Annotated in this window: 14 protein-coding genes and 1 pseudogene; 6 read left to right on the top strand and 9 right to left on the bottom strand. The window is 73.5% G+C overall.

Annotated features, from left to right (window positions below; translation table 11 throughout):
- Position 1: 1 nt before the first annotated feature.
- Complete coding sequence (gene valS, locus WCD58_RS16375) at positions 2–2,569, bottom strand: valine--tRNA ligase (protein WP_337704120.1); 2,568 nt, start codon at positions 2,567–2,569, stop codon at positions 2–4.
- Positions 2,570–2,619: 50 nt separating this feature from the next.
- Between valS and WCD58_RS16370 the strand changes: the two genes are divergently transcribed.
- The 3 genes from WCD58_RS16370 (at position 2,620) to WCD58_RS16360 (ending at position 5,474) form a co-directional block, all read left to right on the top strand.
- The gene (locus WCD58_RS16370; protein ID WP_337704119.1) at positions 2,620–3,603 is read left to right on the top strand and encodes an NADP-dependent oxidoreductase; all 984 of its coding nucleotides are present in this window, start codon (positions 2,620–2,622) and stop codon (positions 3,601–3,603) included.
- Positions 3,604–3,935: 332 nt separating this feature from the next.
- Positions 3,936–4,409 carry a hypothetical protein gene (locus tag WCD58_RS16365; protein ID WP_337704118.1) on the top strand — a complete coding sequence of 158 codons (474 nt, stop codon included), beginning with the start codon at positions 3,936–3,938 and terminating at the stop codon, positions 4,407–4,409.
- Between the two features lie 246 nt (positions 4,410–4,655).
- Positions 4,656–5,474 carry a DUF4190 domain-containing protein gene (locus WCD58_RS16360; protein WP_337704117.1) on the top strand — a complete coding sequence of 273 codons (819 nt, stop codon included), beginning with the start codon at positions 4,656–4,658 and terminating at the stop codon, positions 5,472–5,474.
- On the opposite strand, the gene WCD58_RS16355 is transcribed toward WCD58_RS16360, so the two are convergent.
- From WCD58_RS16355 to WCD58_RS16335, 5 genes are read right to left on the bottom strand one after another with little or no spacing between them, the layout of a single operon-like run.
- Positions 5,475–6,239, bottom strand: a complete 765-nt coding sequence (locus WCD58_RS16355; RefSeq protein ID WP_337704116.1) for a maleylpyruvate isomerase family mycothiol-dependent enzyme — start codon at positions 6,237–6,239, stop codon at positions 5,475–5,477.
- Positions 6,240–6,282: 43 nt separating this feature from the next.
- The gene (locus WCD58_RS16350) at positions 6,283–6,612 is read right to left on the bottom strand and encodes a Rieske (2Fe-2S) protein (RefSeq protein ID WP_337704115.1); all 330 of its coding nucleotides are present in this window, start codon (positions 6,610–6,612) and stop codon (positions 6,283–6,285) included.
- The gene (gene nirB / locus WCD58_RS16345; RefSeq protein WP_337704114.1) at positions 6,609–9,176 is read right to left on the bottom strand and encodes a nitrite reductase large subunit NirB; all 2,568 of its coding nucleotides are present in this window, start codon (positions 9,174–9,176) and stop codon (positions 6,609–6,611) included. The genes WCD58_RS16350 and nirB overlap by 4 nt, the downstream gene beginning before the upstream one ends.
- 3 nt (positions 9,177–9,179) lie before the next feature.
- Positions 9,180–9,524 carry a molybdopterin oxidoreductase gene (locus tag WCD58_RS16340; protein WP_337704113.1) on the bottom strand — a complete coding sequence of 115 codons (345 nt, stop codon included), beginning with the start codon at positions 9,522–9,524 and terminating at the stop codon, positions 9,180–9,182.
- Positions 9,524–11,674 (bottom strand): molybdopterin oxidoreductase family protein, encoded by a 2,151-nt coding sequence (locus tag WCD58_RS16335; protein ID WP_337704112.1) that lies wholly within the window; start codon positions 11,672–11,674, stop codon positions 9,524–9,526. Before WCD58_RS16335 ends, WCD58_RS16340 begins: the two co-directional genes overlap by 1 nt.
- A 23-nt stretch (positions 11,675–11,697) precedes the next feature.
- Here WCD58_RS16335 and WCD58_RS33670 point away from each other — a divergent pair, with 23 nt between their 5' ends.
- A complete protein-coding gene (locus WCD58_RS33670) occupies positions 11,698–11,781 on the top strand; it encodes a hypothetical protein (protein ID WP_373696235.1) in 84 nt (27 codons plus the stop codon).
- Here the strand turns inward: WCD58_RS33670 and WCD58_RS16330 are convergent.
- Positions 11,772–12,758, bottom strand: a pseudogene (locus tag WCD58_RS16330) (LLM class flavin-dependent oxidoreductase); the annotation flags it as partial. The gene WCD58_RS33670 and the pseudogene WCD58_RS16330 overlap by 10 nt on opposite strands.
- A 189-nt stretch (positions 12,759–12,947) precedes the next feature.
- On the opposite strand from WCD58_RS16330, the gene WCD58_RS16325 reads away from it, so the two are divergent.
- Together WCD58_RS16325 and pntB are read left to right on the top strand one after the other, a co-directional pair.
- Positions 12,948–14,483, top strand: coding sequence for a Re/Si-specific NAD(P)(+) transhydrogenase subunit alpha (locus WCD58_RS16325; protein ID WP_337704110.1), 1,536 nt, complete (start codon positions 12,948–12,950; stop codon positions 14,481–14,483).
- Positions 14,480–15,883, top strand: coding sequence for a Re/Si-specific NAD(P)(+) transhydrogenase subunit beta (gene pntB, locus WCD58_RS16320; RefSeq protein WP_337704109.1), 1,404 nt, complete (start codon positions 14,480–14,482; stop codon positions 15,881–15,883). Before WCD58_RS16325 ends, pntB begins: the two co-directional genes overlap by 4 nt.
- Here the strand turns inward: pntB and WCD58_RS16315 are convergent.
- Entirely contained in the window at positions 15,870–16,262 is a 393-nt protein-coding gene (locus WCD58_RS16315) for an ankyrin repeat domain-containing protein (protein WP_337704108.1), read from the bottom strand. The genes pntB and WCD58_RS16315 overlap by 14 nt on opposite strands.
- Positions 16,263–16,307: 45 nt before the next feature.
- On the bottom strand, positions 16,308–17,471 hold the full coding sequence (locus WCD58_RS16310; RefSeq protein ID WP_337704107.1) for an alkaline phosphatase family protein: 1,164 nt from the start codon (positions 17,469–17,471) through the stop codon (positions 16,308–16,310).
- Positions 17,472–17,476 lie beyond the last annotated feature (5 nt).

Below are 17,476 nucleotides of genomic sequence, written 5' to 3'. Positions count from 1 at the left end.
CTCAGCCCGTCGGGCCGCCGACGGTGGTGACGAGCTCGCCGTCCGGGGAGACCACCAGCTCCACGTCACGCACCCGGCCCGCGGCGCGCACGTCCGACAGGGCCTCGCGCAGCGCCTCGAGCGCGGCCGGTGCGGCCTGCACCGACAAGGTCTCGACCTCGGTGCGGATCGAGAGCTTCTGCTCGGACTTCGCCCGCCGGATGCCGCCGATGACGTCCGAGGCGATCGACAGGACCTGCGGGTCGACCTCCGCGGACGTGGCCAGCTCGTGGATGTCCGGCCACGGGGCGCGGTGGACCGAGCCCTCCTGCCACCACGACCAGACCTCCTCGGCCACGAACGGCAGCACCGGGGCGAAGAGCCGCTGCAGCACCCGCAGCGCGGCCGCGAGGGTCGCCCGGGCCGAGTCGCGGCCCGCCTCGTCGAACTCGCCGTAGGCGCGCGACTTGACCAGCTCGAGGTAGTCGTCGCAGAAGAACCAGAAGAACTGCTCGGTGACCTCGAGGGCGACCGCGTAGTCGTAGTTCTCGAGCGCCGCCGTGGCCTTCTCGACGACCTCGGTGAGCCGGGCCAGCAGGGCGCGGTCCAGCGGCGTCGACACCGCCGACACGTCGGGCTCCCCGGCCGGCACCCCGACGCCGAGGATGAACTTCGACGCGTTGAGCAGCTTCATCGCCAGCCGCCGGCCGACCTTCATCTGCCCGCGGTCGAACGCCGTGTCCACGCCCGGGCGCCCCCCGGCGGCCCAGTAGCGCACCGCGTCCGAGCCGAACTCCTTGAGCAGGTCCAGGGGCGTCACGACGTTGCCCTTGGACTTCGACATCTTCTTGCGGTCCGGGTCGAGGATCCAGCCCGACAGCGCGGCGTGCGCCCACGGCAGGCTGTCGTGCTCGAGGTGGCTGCGCAGGACCGTCGAGAACAGCCAGGTGCGGATGATGTCGTGGCCCTGGGGACGCAGGTCCATGGGGAAGACGCGCGCGAACAGGTCGTCGTCGACGCTCCACAGGCCCGCGATCTGCGGGGTCAGCGACGACGTCGCCCAGGTGTCGAGGACGTCCGGGTCGCCGGTGAACCCGCCGGGGACGTCGCGCTGGTCGGCGGTGTAGCCGGGCGGGACGTCGGTGGTCGGGTCGATCGGCAGGGCCTCGTCGGCCGGCACGAGCGGCTTGTCGGGGACGACCTCGCCCTCGCCGTCGAGCGGGTACCAGACCGGCACCGGCACGCCGAAGAAGCGCTGGCGGCTGACCAGCCAGTCGCCGTTCAGGCCGCGCACCCAGTCCTCGTAGCGGTGGCGCATGTACTCCGGGTGCCACGCCAGCTCGCGACCCCGCTCGAGCATCTCCTCGCGGACCGAGGCCTCGCGCCCGCCGTTGCGGATGTACCACTGGCGGCTGGAGACGATCTCGAGCGGCTTGTCGCCCTTCTCGTAGAACTTCACCGGCCGCGTGACGGGGCGGACGTCGCCGATGAGCTCGCCGGTCTCGGTGAGCATGGCGACGATGCGCTCCTTGGCGGAGAACACCGTCGCGCCGGCGATCTCCTCGTAGCGCGCCCGCCCGGTCTCCGAGGTGATCCAGTCCGGCGTCTCGCGCAGGAGGCGGCCGTCGCGGTTGATCACCGTGCGGTTGGGCAGGTCGAGCTCGCGCCACCACTGCACGTCGGTGAGGTCGCCGAACGTGCAGCACATCGCGATGCCGGCGCCGCGCTCCATCTCGGCGGCCGGGTGTGCGAGCACCGGGACCTCGACGTCGAACAGCGGCGAGCGCACCGTGGTGCCGAAGAGCGCCTGGTAGCGCTCGTCGTCGGGGTGCGCGACCAGCGCGACGCAGGCGGGGATCAGCTCGGGGCGCGTCGTCTCGATGGCGATGTCGTCGTCGGCGCCGTGGTACGCGATGCGGTGCCAGGCGCCGGTGTGCTCGCGGTCCTCGAGCTCGGCCTGGGCAACGGCGGTGCGGAAGGTGACGTCCCACAGCGTCGGCGCCATGGACACGTAGGCCTGGCCGCGCTCGACGTTGCGCAGGAACGCGCGCTGGCTGATCGCGCGGGCCCGGGCGTCGATGGTCTGGTAGCCGTGCGACCAGTCGACCGAGAGGCCGTTGCGACGCCAGAGCTCCTCGAACGCCTTCTCGTCGTCGGCGGTGAGCGTCTCGCAGAGCTCGACGAAGTTCTTGCGCGAGACCGGGATCTGCTGCTTGCCGGGCTTCTCGGGCGGGGTGAAGTCCGGGTCGTAGGGCAGGCTCGGCTCGCAGCGCACCCCGTAGTAGTTCTGGACGCGCCGCTCGGTGGGCAGGCCGTTGTCGTCCCAGCCCATGGGGTAGAAGACGTGCTTGCCGCGCATGCGCTGGAAGCGGGCGACGATGTCGGTGTGGGTGTAGCTGAACACGTGCCCGACGTGCAGCGACCCGGACACCGTCGGCGGCGGGGTGTCGACGGAGAACACCTGCTCGCGCGTGGCGGAGCGGTCGAACGCGTAGGTGCCCTCGTCCTCCCATACGCGCGCCCACCGGTCCTCGAGTCCCTCGAGCGTCGGCTTCTCGGGCACGCGCGTGCCGGGGTCGGACTGCACCATGACGTCGAGTTTACCGACGGGGTCCGAGGCACTTTCCGCCTGCTCAGGGTGTGCGTGCCGGGCTCCTCGGGCACGCGGTGACCATGCCCTCGACCATGCGCCGCATCACCCAGGACACCGCAGGCGGACCCGAGGTCCTGCACCTCTCCGAGGCCCCGGTCCCGGAGCCGATCCCGACCGAGATCCGGGTGCGCGTGACGGCGGCCGGGGTGAACCCGGTCGACACCAAGGTCCGGGCCGGCGGCGCCGGGCTCGGTGACGACATGACCGGGCCGCCGTTCACCGTCGGCTGGGACGTCGCGGGCGTGGTGGACGCCGTCGGGATGGGCGTGAACCGGTTCGCCGTCGGGGACCGCGTGTTCGGGATGCCCTGGTTCCCGCGCGAGGCCGGCGGCTACGCCGAGTACGTCACCGCGCCGTCCCGCCAGTTCGCGCACATCCCCGACGCCGTCGACGACGTCACCGCCGCGGCGCTGCCGCTCGCCGCGCTGACCGCCTGGCAGATCGTCGTCGACACCGCCGACGTGCAGCGCGACCAGCGGGTGCTGATCCACGCCGCGGGCGGAGGCGTCGGGCACCTCGCCGTGCAGATCGCGAAGACGCGCGGGGCGCACGTCGTCGGCACGGCCTCGGCGGCCAAGCACGCCGACCTCGCCGCGCTCGGTCTGGACGAGGCGATCGACCACCACACCCAGGAGATCGCCGAGGCGACCCGCGACATCGACGTCGCCGTCGACCTCACCGAGGTCAACGGGCCGTCCTCGCTGGCCGTCCTGCGCCCGGGCGGCCTGCTCGTCTGCGTCCCCTCGGGGGTGCCGGAGGGCCTCACCGAGCAGGCGCGCGCGGAGGGCAAGCGGGTCACCGACTTCCTCGTCGAGCCCGACGGCGTGGCGCTCACCGGCATCGCCCGGCTCGTCGAGGAGGGCGCGATGACCGTGCGCGTCGCCGGCACGTTCCCGCTCGAGGACGCGGCGTCGGCCCACCGGGAACTGGAGAAGGGATCGACGTTCGGCAAGCTCGTGCTCACGCTCTGAGATCCCGCGACAATTCGTGAGAGAGGGCGTGGACAAATCCTGTCCACGCCCTCTACTGTTCTGCCTGTACACGAGAGGAGGTTCCGATGATCTATCAGCTCACCCACGGTGTGTTCACGACGGGCGTCGTCGGGACCGGCCCCGTGTCCGCGGTCTGCTGAGGCCTCGCCCGCTCCGCGCATGACGCCTGGTCACCAGGTCGTCGCTGCTGCTCATCTGGTCACGCCCCTCGGGCGGACGCGCATCCGCGCCATTCTGTCGGCAATTCTCTGCCGTCCTTTCGACGCCATTTCCTGGTGCGTGGATTCCTCTGCGCCCGAAAGGGGGCGACCATGAGCTGGATCTTCCGTACCGCGTCCTTTCCGCTGATGCCGTCCTTCCGCGGCGGAGCCGAGTCGCGGCGACGCGAGGCGATCGCGCGGGCCTTCGAGGCCGACGTGCGCCGGGAGTTCCGCGCCGCGGCCGAGTTCCTCGGCGTGCGCACGAAGACCCACGTGGCGGCCGGCGTCACGATCACGACCCCGCGCATCGGGGGCGTGGAGATGGGCCCGCCGGTGACGTTCACCGTCGAGCTCATGCCGGGCCTCGTGCCGTCGGACCTGATCGCCCCGGCCCGCCGGGTGGCCGAGGCGCTGGGCGGCCGGGACGTGCGGATCGAGTCGATCGCCGGCCGCTGGCTGCGCGTGGTAGTGCTGGACGAGATCGAGTCCGCCCGGTCCACCGCGCGCCGGATCCGGAGCCGTCCGCTCGCGACGCCCTGCACGCCCGACAGTGCTCCGGAAGGCGCCCCTCACTCATTCCGGTGACGGGTGCTAACGGTGGGCGACCCCCGACGACATGTGCGGCAGGACCGCCGAACGGCGGCCACCACACATCTCGTCGGGGGATCGCCAACCATGACCGTCGTCCAGCCGCCCCGCCACCGTGCTCCCTCGGGAGCCCAGGGCTTCGGCCGCGAGCCGCACCCGTCGGGGCCGGTGAGGGTCGCTCCGCGGCGCTCCCGGTCGCAGGCGGCCGACGCCCCTGTCGACGCGACTGTCGACGCGCCGACCATGCCCATCCCGCGCGCCGCGCTCGACGCCGCCCGCGCCGCCGCCGCGATGCCGATGGGGCGCCCGCTCCCGGCGGCCCCGATGGCCCCGGCGGCCCCGGCGGCCCCGACTGCGGCCCCGCGCAACGGGCTCGGCATCGCCGGGCTGGTTCTCGGCCTCTGCGGTCTCGTCGTCGGCCTGATCCCGCTCTTCGGGTTGGGCGCGATCCTGCTCGGTGTCATCGGCCTCGTGCTCGGCCTGGTCGGCGTCACCCGCGCCCGCCGTCGCGTCGCGAACAACATCAAGACCGCCGTCTCCGGCGTCGTCGCCTGCGCTCTCGCGATCGCCCTCGGGATCTACGGCATCGTCGTCATGGTCGGCGCCGTGAGCCAGCTGAACGACGAGCTCTCCGCCGTCGGCGCCGGCACCCCGCCCGCGGCCGTCGCGGCCCCCGCGACCTCTGCCGTCGGGTTCGGTCAGACCTTCACCTACGCCGACGGCCTCGCCGTCACCGTCAGCGAGCCGACGTCCTACGACCCCTCGAGCTACGCCGCCGGCAACACCAACCCGCACGCGCTGAAGATGACGGTGCGCGTCACCAACAACACCGGCGCCGCCTTCGACCCGACACTGCTGACCGTCTCCATGACCACCGGCGGCGCGCCCGCGTCCCAGATCTTCGACACCGAGATGGGCATGGCCCCGCAGAACCAGCTCCAGCCCGGCCGCAGCATGACCTACGACGTCGCCTTCTCCACCACCGCCGACTCCGGCGAGGCCCAGGTCGACGTGGTGCCGTCCTTCGACCACGAGCACGCGGTCTTCACCGGCACCCTCTGATCACATCGCGCCGTGCTCCCGCCAGAGGGTGAGCAGGTCCGGGGCCCCGAGGACGTCGACACCGGCGACCTCGGGGCTCTCGCGGTCGGTGATGACGGCGAGCAGCGCCGCCGCGGGACCGCGCAGGGCCGTGTCGCTCTTGCGGTGCGCGCGCTCGACCGTCGGGCCGTCGGCGCCGAGCGTCACGACCCACTCGCCGGCGTCGCCCAGCCCGTCGTCGGTGGCGTGCAGGTGCAGCGTGGCGCCGTCGCCCCGCAGTCCCTCGCGCCGCGACGCGCTGAGCACCACCATCGCCAGGTGCTCGTCGACGGCGTCCGCGGCGATCACCGGGTCCAGGTCGGCGAGCAGCGGGATGCCGGCGGCGAGCTCGGCGTCGGCGCGGTGCACGAGCGTCTCGTGGCACTGCCGCCGCGCCCAGAACGACACCGGCACCATGCCGCCGAACCCGCCGACCTGCGTGTCCTCGCCGGCGTCGCGGATCGCCTGGACGAGCGCGGCGGCGCCCTCGAGGAGCCACAGCGACACCTCGGCCTCGTCCTCGGGCATCGGCGGCGTCGTGGCCCCCCGGCGCTTCAGCTTCGTGCCGGGGTTGCCGACGGTCACCGTGCACCAGCGGTGCACGCCGCCGAGGTGGTCGGCGAGGTCGCGCACCGTCCAGTCCGGGCACGAGGGCACCGGGGCGTCATGACCCGCGACCCGGACGGCGTCCGAGAAGCCCTTGGTGTGCCGGGTGATCTCGTCGAGGTACTGCGGCACGGGTGGCATGGGGGCATTGTGGCCGGTCAGGCTGTGTCCGGCCTCCGGCGCGTCAGCTCCGCTGCGCTGCGTGCCGCAGGCGCACCACCAGCTCGCCGTCCTCCTCGGCCGCGCTGTAGGCCGCGACGGCGTCCGCACCGGTGGCGCAGGACCCGTCGGCGAGCGAGAACTGGTGGTTGTGCAGCGGGCACATCACCACCTCGCCGTCGGTGAGCCCGTCCGCGAGCGGGCCCCCGCGATGCGGGCAGATGGCCCGCAGCGCGTGCAGCCCGCCCGACCGCGGCCGGAACACCGCGACCGGCTCGTCGCCGACCAGGAACGCGCGCCCCTCGCCCAGCGGGATCTGGTCGACCGGGCCCAGGCGGGCCTCCACGTCGCTCATCGGCTCGAGTCTTCTCTGACCGGCACCTGGGGCAGCGGCACGAGCGGCAGCGCGTCGTGGAACTGGCCGGGCGTCCGGTCCTGCTGGTCGGTCGCCCACGGATCGGCGTAGCGGTCGACCGACTCCTGCATCCGCGCGTCGAGGCCGGCCGCGATGCCCTCGACGTCGTCGACGACCACCGCGACGAGGTGGTCGAGCCCCATCCGCGGCACGAAGTCGTACGTGCGCTCCAGCCAGTTGGCGTTCTCGCGGTAGTACTGGAGGAACCGGCCGGTGATCCGCATGGCCTCCTCGTGGCTGTCGACGGTGGCCAGGATGTCGCCCTTCCGGATCGTCGCCCCGGCCGCACCGCCGACGTAGATCTGCCAGCGGCAGTGCTGGTCTCCTTCTTGGCCTCCGACCGCGACGAGCCCCACGTCCTTGACCATCGACTCCGCGCAGTTGCGGGGGCAGCCCGACACCGCGAGCTTCATCTTCGCGGGGCCCTCGATGCCCTTGTAGCGCTCCTCGAGGTCGATCCCGAGCTGGGTGGAGTCGCCCAGCCCGAAGCGGCAGAAGTCGGTGCCGACGCAGGTCTTCACGGTGCGGAAGCTCTTGCCGTAGGCCCAGCCCGAGGGCATGTCGAGGTCGGCCCAGACCTCCTGGAGCTTCTCCTTGGGCACGCCGAGCAGGTCGATGCGCTGCCCGCCGGTCAGCTTGACCATCGGGATCTCGTGCTTCTCGGCGACGTCGGCGATGCGCCGCAGCTGCTCGGGGGACGTCACCCCGCCCGACATCCGCGGCACCACCGAGAACGTCCCGTCGCGCTGGATGTTGGCGTGCACCCGGTCGTTGATGAACCGGCCGTCGCGCTCGTCGACGAACTCGTCGGGCCACATCATCCGCAGCAGCGCGGTCAGACCCATCTTGGAGCCGACGTGCTCGCGGCCCTCCGGGGCCAGCGCGGCGAACACGGCGGAGACGCTCTTCAGCTCCTGCTCGCGGATGGCGGCCATCAGCGACGGCTTGTCCATCGGGATGCCGGGCACGTAGTACGCCTCCGCCGGATCCTCGGCACCCGCCCCGCCCAGTGCCGCCTCGACGACGTCCTTGACGAGCCCCTTGCACGACCCGCAGCCCTTGCCGGCCCGGGTCTGCGCCATGCACGCCGACACCGACTCGGCGCCGTGCTCGACGCACGCGACGAGGTCGCCCTTGGAGACGCCGTTGCAGTTGCAGATCTGGGTGTCGTCGGGGAGGTCGGCCGCCGCGGCGGCGTCGTCGGCGCTGCCGAGGTCGAAGAGCAGCTTCACGCGCTCCTCGGGCAGGGCCGAGCGGCTGTCGAACGCCTGGGTCAGCGCCGCCACCTTGCTGACGTCGCCGACGAGCGTCGCGCCGATCAGCGTGCCGTCGCGGATGACGACGGTCTGGTACACGCCGCGGCCGGTCTCGGAGAACTGCACGAACTCGTCCGAGGAGCGTTCGGGGGTCTTGACGCCCATCTGCGCGACGTCGACGCCCGCGACCTTGAGCTTCGTGGCGAGCCGCGACCCGTGGTACTCGGCGTCCGGGTCCGCGCCCGTCACGACGTCGGCGAGGACGGCGGCCTGCTCCCACAGGGGACCGACCACCCCGTAGACCTCGCCCCGGTGCTGCGCGCACTCGCCGACCACGTAGATGTCGTCGTCGTCGACCGAGCGCATCTTGTCGTCCACGACGATCGCGCGCTGCGTCTCCAGCCCCGACACCATCGCGAGCCCGATGTTGGGGCGGATGCCAGCGGTGACGACGACCATGTCGCAGTCCAGCGTCGAGTCGTCGGTGAACCGCACCCCGGAGACCGCGCCGTCGGTCACCAGGATCTCCGAGGTCTTCACCCCGAGGTGCATGTGCATGCCCATATCCTGCAGCTTCGAGCGCAGGACCTTGGACGCCTCGGCCTCGAGCTGCTGGTTCATCAGCACCTCGGTGGGGTGAACAACGTGCACCGCGACGCCGTGCGCCTGCAGCCCCGCCGCGGCCTCGAGGCCGAGCAGCCCGCCGCCGATCACCACCGCGGTCCGGTGGTCCTTGACGTGCTCGAGCATCGCCGTCGCGTCGTCCAGCGAGCGGAAACCGAAGACACCGCGCGTCAGCGCCGTCCGCGACGCCCACATGCCCTCCATCGGCGGGAAGAACGAGCGGCTGCCGGTGGCCAGGACGAGCGTGTCGTACGGCGTCACCGACCCGTCGTCGCCGAGGACGACCTTCGCGTGCCGGTCGATGCGCACGATCCGCACGCCCGCGTGGAGCGTGATCCCGTTGTCGGCGTACCAGTCCAGCGGGTTGAGGTAGATCTCGTCGTCCGCGTCCTCGTTGTCCACGACCGCGCCGGCGGCGTTCGCCAGGACCTCGGAGAGCAGGATGCGGTTGTAGTTGCCGTACGGCTCGTCGCCGAAGACGGTGATGGCGAACTGCTCGCCGCCGCCGCGCGCGAGGATCTCCTCGAGGGCGCGGGCGCCGGACATGCCGTTGCCGACGACGACGAGGCGGGAGCGGGTCGGGGTGGTCTGCTCGGTGTCGGGGCGCTGGGCGGTCTGCGTCACGGGCTAGACCTCCACCAGGCCGCAGTCGATCACGAGCGTGCCGGTGGTGCCGGCGGGCGCGGTGTAGTGCACCTCGACGGTGGTGCCCGCGAGGAGGTCCTCGACGACGCGCAGCGACACGTGCATGTCCGCCTTCGCGCCCACCGGCAGCCAGCGGGCCGGGGCGCCGTCGAACACGAGGACGACCGAGGCGAGCTCGTCGGACGAGTTGCCCGCGCGGACGTAGAGCACCTGGCCGGTGACGCCCTCGGGGACGGTGTAGGTCAGCGTCGGGTGCAGCGGGGCCGGCTTGTCCAGGCCCTGCCCCTCGAACGCGAACGCGCCCTGCAGGAACCGCGGGGTGGTCATCATGCGTCCTCGTCCTCTCCGGTGGGGGTGGTGGGGACGGCCGTGAGCTCGACCGCGCAGACCTTGAACTCCGGCATCCGCGACGCGGGGTCGAGGGCCGGGTTGGTGAGGTCGTTGATCGTCTGGTCGCCGGCCCAGTGGAACGGGGCGAAGACGGTGTCGGGCCGGATCGTGCTGGTCAGGCGCGCGCGCATCCGCGCGCTCCCGCGACGGGTGCGCAGCAGGAGGTCGCCGCCGTCGGCCAGACCGAGCCGTGCGGCGAGGTCGGGGTGGACCTCCACGGCGGGCTCAGGTTCGGCGTCGAGCAGCGCCTTGGTGCGCCGGGTCTGCGTGCCCGACTGGTAGTGCGCGCGGCTGCGGCCGGTGGTCAGGCGGTAGGGGAACTCGGCGTCGGGGGTCTCGGACGCCTCGCGGTGGTGCACGACGTGGAAGCGGGCGCGGCCGTCGGGAGTCGGGAAGCCCTGCTGGAACAGGCGCGGCGTGCCCTCGTGCTCCTCGGACGGGCACGGCCAGAACACGCCGCGCTCGGCCTCGATGCGCTCCCAGGTGATCCCGGCGTAGTCGGCCTTCCCGCCGGCGCTGGCCCTGCGCAGCTCCTCGAAGACGGCGCGCGGGGCGTCGTCGAAGAGCTCGCCGCGGCCGAGGCGGGCGGCGAGGTCGGCGAGCACGGCGAGGTCGCTGCGGGCGCCGCCGGGGGCGTCGACGGCGCGGCGCCGGCGCAGGACGCGGCCCTCGAGGTTCGTCATCGTGCCGTCCTCCTCGGCCCACTGGGTGGTGGGCAGGACGACGTCGGCGAGCTCGGCGGTCTCGGACAGGAAGATGTCGGAGACGGCGAGGAAGTCGAGGCTCTGCAGCCGCTCGCGCACGTGCGCGGCGCGCGGGGCGGACACGGCGACGTTCGACGCCATGACCATCAGCGCGCGGACGCCGCCGTCGGTGCCGAGGCGGTCGAGCATCTCGTAGGCCGAGACGCCGGGCTGCGGCAGCTCGTCGGGGTCGACGCCCCAGACGCCGGCGACGTGCACGCGCGCGGCGGGGTCGGCGAGCATCCGGTAGCCGGGGAGCTGGTCGGCCTTCTGCCCGTGCTCGCGCCCGCCCTGTCCGTTGCCCTGGCCGGTCATGGTCGCCCAGCCCGAGTAGGGGCGGCCGGGCAGGCCGAGGGCGAGCGCGAGGTTGATCCACGCCAGCGCGGTGTCGGAGCCCTTGGCGTGCTGCTCGGCGCCGCGGCCGGACAGGATCATGGTCGCGCGGGACTCCGCGAGCACCCGGACCGCGCGCTCCATCACGCGCACCGGGACGCCGGTGATGCGCTCGACGCGGTCGGGCCAGTACTGGCGCAGGGCGCGCTTCAGCGCGGGCCAGCCGCTGGTGCGCTCGGCGATGTAGGCGGTGTCGACCAGTCGGTGCTTCACCGCGAGGTGCAGCAGGCCGTTGGCCAGGGCGAGGTCGGTGCCGGGGACGGGCTGGAGGTGGACGTCGGACGCGGCGGCGGTCGCGGTGTAGCGGGGGTCGACGACGAGGTGCTGCGCGCCGCGCTCGCGGCCGGCGGCGAACCACCGCATCGCCGGCGGCATCACGTCGGCGGGGTTCGAGCCGACGAGCAGCACGGTGTCGGCGCGGGCGATGTCGGAGAGCGGGAACGGCATCCCGCGGTCGACCCCGAAGGCCCTGGTCGCCGCGGCGGCCGCCGACGACATGCAGAAGCGGCCGTTGTAGTCGATCGAGGCGCTGCGCAGCGCGACACGCACGAACTTGCCGGCCTGGTAGGCCTTCTCGTTGGTCATCCCGCCGCCGCCGAACAGGCCCGCGGCGTCCGGCCCGTACCGCTCCTGGGCCACGGTCAGGCCGTCCACGATCCGCTGCAGGGCCTCGTCCCACGTCGCGGCGCGGAACGGCTCGTTGCGGGCGTCCCGGACCAGCGGGGTCGTCAGACGGTCGGGGTGGGCGAGCAGCTCCGCCGCCGAGAGGCCTTTCTCGCACAGGCCGCCGCGGTTGGTGGGGAACGGCGCGCCCGTCACCTCGAGCACCGGGCCCGCGCCGTGCTCGCGCGGGGTGAGCGTCATCGCGCACTGCAGCGAGCAGTACGGGCAGTGGGTGCTGACGCCCTGCTCGGGCGCCGATCCGGAGATCGGCAGGTGGGGCCCGGCCATCCCCCCACGCTGCGGGCGGGGCGTTGCCGGGCGGTTACACGGAGGCTACGGCTGCCCGATCCGCCGTCGCGGACGTCACGCCGAACGCTTCGGCGATCAGCTCGTAGGAGCGGCGGCGCTCGGCGGAGTCGTGGATCGGGCTCACGATCATGATCTCGTCGGCGTCCGCCTCCTGCGCCCGGCGCTCGAGGTCGGCGCGGACCTCGTCGGGGGTGCCGGCGGTCATCTTCGAGGCCATGCCCTGCTCGACCTGCAGCTCGATCGGGCTCCAGTCGTGGGCGACGGCCTCCTCGGGGCTGGGCAGCGGCCCGGGGTTGCCGGTGCGCAGGCGCGCCATCGACAGGGCGTGCGCGCGACCCATGGCGCGGGCGCGCTCCGGGTCCTCGCTGCACATGACGGCGGCGGCGAGGATGACGTGCGGGTCCTGCGCGCCGGCGGCGTCGCTGGGCCGGAACTGCTGGCGGTAGATGCGCGTGGCCTCGCCGGGGTCGGCGCCGCCGAAGTGCCCGGCGTAGGCGAAGCCGGTGCCGAAGGCGGCCGCGGCCTGCCCGCCGTAGTAGCTGGACGCGAGGATCCAGACCGGGGGCAGCGGCACGTCGTTGGGCATCGCCTCGATGCCGGCGAAGGGGTGGTCGGCGGGCAGGCCGTCGACGTAGCCGCGCAGCTCGGTGAACTGCTCGGGGAAGTCGTCGGCGGTCAGCGCCTCGCGGCTGCGGCGCAGCGCGATCGCGGTGCGCGGGTCGGTGCCCGGGGCGCGCCCGATCCCGAGGTCGATGCGGTCCGGGTGCAGCCCCGCGAGCGCGCGGAACGTCTCGGCCACCTTCAGGGGCGAGTGGTTGGGCAGCATGATCCCGCCGGACCCGACGCGCAGCGTGGTCGTGGCGGCGGCGACGGCCTGGATCAGGATCTCCGGGCTGGAGCTCGCGACGCTCGGGATGCCGTGGTGCTCGGCCAGCCACATGCGGCGGTAGCCGGCCCGCTCGACGACACGGCCCAGGTCGACGGTCTCGTGCAGGGCCGCCGACGTCGACGAACCGGAGGGGACCGGCGAGAGATCCAGGACCGAGAGCTCGAGATCGCGCATGCCCGGTGCAACGTCCCGGCGCCGCGCCCGTGTTCCGCGTCCCGGGGTGGGCCCGGTGTGACACGAGCCCGTCGCCGGGCGATGTCGGTTGCGGAGACTAAGGTCACGCCCATCGGGGGATCGTGGGCGCGATGATCCGGTGAACATCCGGCGACGACGCCGGCGGCGGGGAAAGTAGGGAGCACGACCGTGCGCATCGGTGTGCCCCGGGAGACCGGGGAGCACGAGACCCGGGTGGCCGCGACCCCGGCCACCGTGGTGGGTCTGATCAACCTCGGGGCGGCCGTCGTCGTCGAACCGGGCGCGGGGGAGCTCGCCAGCTTCCCCGACGCCGACTACGTCGCGGCGGGCGCCGAGCTCGGCGATCCGTGGTCGGCGGACGTGGTGTTCGCGCTGCGCACCCCCGATGCCGCGGGGCTCGACCGCATGGCGGCGGGGACGACGCTCGTCGCGATGGTCGGTCCCGCCCGCAACCCCGCGGTGCTCGAGGACCTCGCCCGCCGCGGGCTCACCGTGCTGGCCACCGACGCGGTGCCGCGCATCTCCCGGGCCCAGTCGCTCGACGTGCTCAGCTCGATGGCCAACATCGCGGGCTACCGCGCGGTCGTCGAGGCCGCGCACCGCTTCGGGCGCTTCTTCACCGGCCAGGTCACCGCCGCGGGCAAGGTGCCCCCGGCCACGGTGCTGGTCGCGGGGGCGGGCGTCGCCGGGCTCGCGGCGATCGGCGCGGCCAGCAGCCTCGGCGCCCAGGTACGGGCCACCGACCCGCGCCCCGAGGTCGCCGAGCAGGTCCGCTCCCTGGGCGGCGAGTTCCTCGCGGTCGAGGTCGAGCAGGAGACCAGCAGCGACGGGTACGCCCGCGCGACCTCCGAGGCCTACGACGCGCGCGCCGCCGAGATCTACAGCGAGCAGGCCGCCGAGGTCGACGTCGTCGTCACCACCGCGCTCATCCCGGGGCGGGCGGCCCCGCGCCTGCTCACCGCCGCCGACGTCGCGAGCATGAAGCCCGGCAGCGTGATCGTGGACATGGCCGCGGGCCAGGGCGGCAACGTCGAGGGCTCGGTGGCCGACGAGGTCGTCGTCACCGCGGGCGGCGTCACCATCGTCGGCGACACCGACCTCGCCGCCCGCCTGCCCGCGCAGGCCTCGCAGCTCTACGGCACCAACCTGCTCAACCTGATGAAGCTGCTGGTGCCCGGCAAGGACGGCGAGCTGGTCCTCGACCTCGAGGACGTCGTCATCCGCTCGATGACCGTGACCCACCACGGCGACGTGCTCTGGCCGCCCCCGCCGATCCCCGTGTCGGCGGCGCCGGCCGTGCCGGTCGAGCCGGTGGCGTCCACGCCGGTCGTCGCCCCGAAGCGCCCGGTGTCGCCGGCGCGGCGCTACGGCCTGGTCGCGGCCGCGTTCGCGCTGCTCTTCGTCGCGGTCGCGTTCGCGCCGGCGGAGCTCGCCACCAACCTCACCGTGTTCGTGCTGGCCGTCGTCATCGGCTACTACGTCATCGGCAAGGTCCACCACGCCCTGCACACCCCGCTGATGTCGGTCACCAACGCGATCTCCGGCGTGGTCGTGGTCGGGGCGCTCCTGCAGTTCGGCCAGCACGGCACCGCCGTCTCGGTGCTCGCGTTCGTCGCGGTGCTGCTGGCCAGCATCAACATCGTCGGCGGCTTCGCGGTGACGCGCCGGATGCTCGCCATGTTCACGAAGGGTTCCGCGCAGTGAGTCCCGAGGCTGCGGCGACGGCCGCGTACGTCGTCGCCGCGCTGCTCACCGTGATGAGCCTCGCCGGCCTCTCCAGGCACGAGACCGCGCGCTCGGGCGTCGCCTACGGCATCGCCGGCATGGCCGTCGCCCTGGTCGCGACCGTGGTGATGGTGGCCGAGTCGGTGTCGGCGGGCGCGGTCGCGCTGCTCGCGGTGGCGATGGTCGTCGGCGGCGGCATCGGGCTCTGGCGCGCGCGGGTCGTCGAGATGACCGGCATGCCCGAGCTCATCGCGCTGCTGCACAGCTTCGTCGGCCTCGCCGCGGTGCTCGTGGGGTGGAACGGCTACCTCGAGGTCGAGGCCCTCGGCCCGGCCCAGACCACGGTGGCGCCGGAGCTGCTCGGCATCCACTCCGTCGAGGTCGGCATCGGGGTGTTCATCGGCGCGGTGACGTTCACCGGCTCGCTCGTCGCCTACGGGAAGCTCTCGGGGCGGATGAAGTCCCGCCCGCTGACCCTGCCGGGCAAGAACGCCCTCAACCTCGGCGCGCTGGTCGCGTTCGCCGCGCTGACCGTCGGGTTCACCGTGGCCCCCTCGCTCGGCCTGATGATCGCGATCACCGCGGTCGCGCTGGCGCTGGGCTGGCACCTGGTCGCCTCGATCGGCGGCGGTGACATGCCGGTCGTCGTGTCGATGCTCAACAGCTACTCGGGCTGGGCGGCCGCGGCGTCGGGCTTCCTGCTCGACAACACCCTGCTCATCGTCACCGGCGCGCTCGTCGGGTCGTCCGGTGCCTACCTCTCCTACGTCATGTGCCAGGCGATGAACCGCTCGTTCCTCTCGGTGATCGCCGGCGGGTTCGGCGTCGAGTCGGGGACGTCGGCGGCCGTGGAGGGCGAGCACCGCGAGGTCACCGCCGACGAGGTCGCCGCGATGCTCACCGACGCGTCGTCGGTCGTGATCGTCCCCGGCTACGGCATGGCGGTCGCGCAGGCGCAGTACCCGGTCGCGGACCTCACCCGCCGACTCGTCGAGCGCGGCGTCGAGGTGCGCTTCGGCATCCACCCGGTTGCGGGGCGCCTGCCCGGGCACATGAACGTGCTGCTCGCCGAGGCCAAGGTGCCCTACGACATCGTGCTCGAGATGGACGAGATCAACGACGACCTGGCGTCCACCAGCGTCGTCCTCGTCATCGGCGCCAACGACACCGTCAACCCGGCGGCCATGGAGGACCCGGCCAGCCCGATCGCGGGCATGCCGGTGCTGCGCGTGTGGGAGTCGAAGGACGTCGTCGTCTTCAAGCGCTCGATGGCCGTGGGCTACGCGGGCGTGCAGAACCCGCTGTTCTTCCGCGAGAACACCTCGATGATCTTCGGAGACGCCCGCGTCCGCGTCGAGGACATCATCAAGGCGTTGTGAGGATCGCCAGCAGGTCCTCGCGGCCGAACATCCGCGCCGTCTCGACGGCGGTCGGGTGGCCGGCCTCGGGGTCGGCGCCGCCGGCGACCAGCGCGCGGACCACGGCGTCCTCGCCCTTGAACACCGCCCCGGCGATCGGCGCCTGACCGCGGTCGTTGAGCCGGTCGACGTCGGCGCCGCGCGCGACGAGCGCTTCGACCGCGTCGGCGTGCCCGTGGTACGCGGCGAGCATGAGGAGCGTGTCGCCCTTCTCGTTGGTCAGGTTCACGGGGACGCCGGCGTCGACGTACTGCGCCAGCGATGCCGCATCGCCGGCGCGGGCGAGGTCGAACACCCGCGTCGCGAGCTCCCGTACGGCGTCATCCGGCTCGTCGCTCATCGCCCGCCGAGTCTAGGGACGCGCCGCGAGGGCGTCCCTATGTGCTCACGTACCGCGGGCGAGCAGGAACGGCACCCGCTGCTCGGCGTCGGTGAGCGAGCCGTGGTGGCCGACGAGCCCGGTCTCCATCGGCTCGATCCGCGAGCGCACGAGCGTCCAGCTGCCCTGCGCCGCCGCGACGACGTCGCCGATGCGCCCGCGGGCGGCGTCGGTGACCTCGGGGCCGAACCAGCCGTCGGCGATCGCCTCGTCGCGGGTCCGCACCCACGCGGCGTCGCCCAGCTCCTCCCGCCACGCCGCGGTCACGTCCTCGAGCGCGCCGTCGGCGGCGAAGACGTGCCGCACGCGGGCCTCCCCGGCCAGCCGCCGCACGCCGCCGAGCAGGGCCGGGGTGGTGTCGATGTCGATGCGCCAGCCGGCGTCGGTGCCGATCATGCCGTGGTCGGCGACGACGGCGAGGACGGTGTCCGACGGCAGGTCCTCGGCGATCGCGGCGACCAGCCGGTCGATCACCGCGAGCTGCAGGAGCCAGGGCCGGCTCCCCGGGCCGTGCTGGTGGCCGATCATGTCGAGGTCGCCGTGGTAGGCGTAGCAGAACGTGCGTTCCTCGGCGAAGTCCGTGGCCAGGGCGTCGAGCACCTCCGCGCCGAGGTCGCCGAGCGCGGACACCCCGTGGAACCGCCCGCCCCGCAGCGCCGCCCGCGTCAGCCCCGAGCGCCGCTGGATCTCGGGGGCGACGGTGGTGACGGCGACGCCGGCCCGCGCCGCGCGCTCCAGCACCGTCGGCGCGGCCTGGACCTGCTCGGGCGGGAGGTCGCGACGCAGGTCGACGGGGTCGACGGCGCCGTGCGCGCACCAGCGCAAGGTGTTGAGCACGACGTCGGCGGGCGCCTCGGGGTCGTCGAGCGGCGGCACGCCCATGCTGTAGCCGACGATCCCGTGCTCGCCCGAGGGCAGCCCGGTGCCGAGGCTCGCGATGCTGACCGCCGTGGTCGCCGGGAACCCGGCGGTCAGCGTGCGGCCGCGCACCGCGAGCTCGGCCAGCGCCGGCGCGCGGTCGGCGTGGGCGTCGAGCAGCTCGGCGCCGAGCCCGTCGACGAGCAGCAGCGCGACGCCGCGCGCCTCGCCGACCCCGAGGGCGTCGTCGAACCCGGCGACGCCCAGGGCGGCGGCCAGCGAGGGCGTGACGTCGGCGAGCGTCCCTGTCATGCGCG

It is taken from the genome of Actinomycetospora flava (assembly GCF_037400335.1).
Lineage (GTDB): Bacteria > Actinomycetota > Actinomycetes > Mycobacteriales > Pseudonocardiaceae > Actinomycetospora > Actinomycetospora flava.
The sequence above is the reverse complement of the archived record's forward strand: the minus strand, read 5'-3'. Positions and strand labels throughout refer to the sequence as shown.

Bases quoted from the DNA above. Each gene is read 5' to 3' on its own strand.
- WCD58_RS16365 (WP_337704118.1), top strand. From the start codon at position 3,936: ATGAGCTGGATCTTCCGTACCGCGTCCTTTCCGCTGATGCCGTCCTTC.
- WCD58_RS16315 (WP_337704108.1), bottom strand. From the start codon at position 16,262: ATGAGCGACGAGCCGGATGACGCCGTACGGGAGCTCGCGACGCGGGTG.
- WCD58_RS16360 (WP_337704117.1), top strand. From the start codon at position 4,656: ATGCCCATCCCGCGCGCCGCGCTCGACGCCGCCCGCGCCGCCGCCGCG.
- WCD58_RS16340 (WP_337704113.1), bottom strand. From the start codon at position 9,524: ATGACCACCCCGCGGTTCCTGCAGGGCGCGTTCGCGTTCGAGGGGCAG.
- WCD58_RS16355 (WP_337704116.1), bottom strand. From the start codon at position 6,239: ATGCCACCCGTGCCGCAGTACCTCGACGAGATCACCCGGCACACCAAG.
- WCD58_RS16335 (WP_337704112.1), bottom strand. From the start codon at position 11,674: ATGGCCGGGCCCCACCTGCCGATCTCCGGATCGGCGCCCGAGCAGGGC.
- WCD58_RS16310 (WP_337704107.1), bottom strand. From the start codon at position 17,471: ATGACAGGGACGCTCGCCGACGTCACGCCCTCGCTGGCCGCCGCCCTG.
- valS (WP_337704120.1), bottom strand. From the start codon at position 2,569: ATGGTGCAGTCCGACCCCGGCACGCGCGTGCCCGAGAAGCCGACGCTC.
- WCD58_RS16350 (WP_337704115.1), bottom strand. From the start codon at position 6,612: ATGAGCGACGTGGAGGCCCGCCTGGGCCCGGTCGACCAGATCCCGCTG.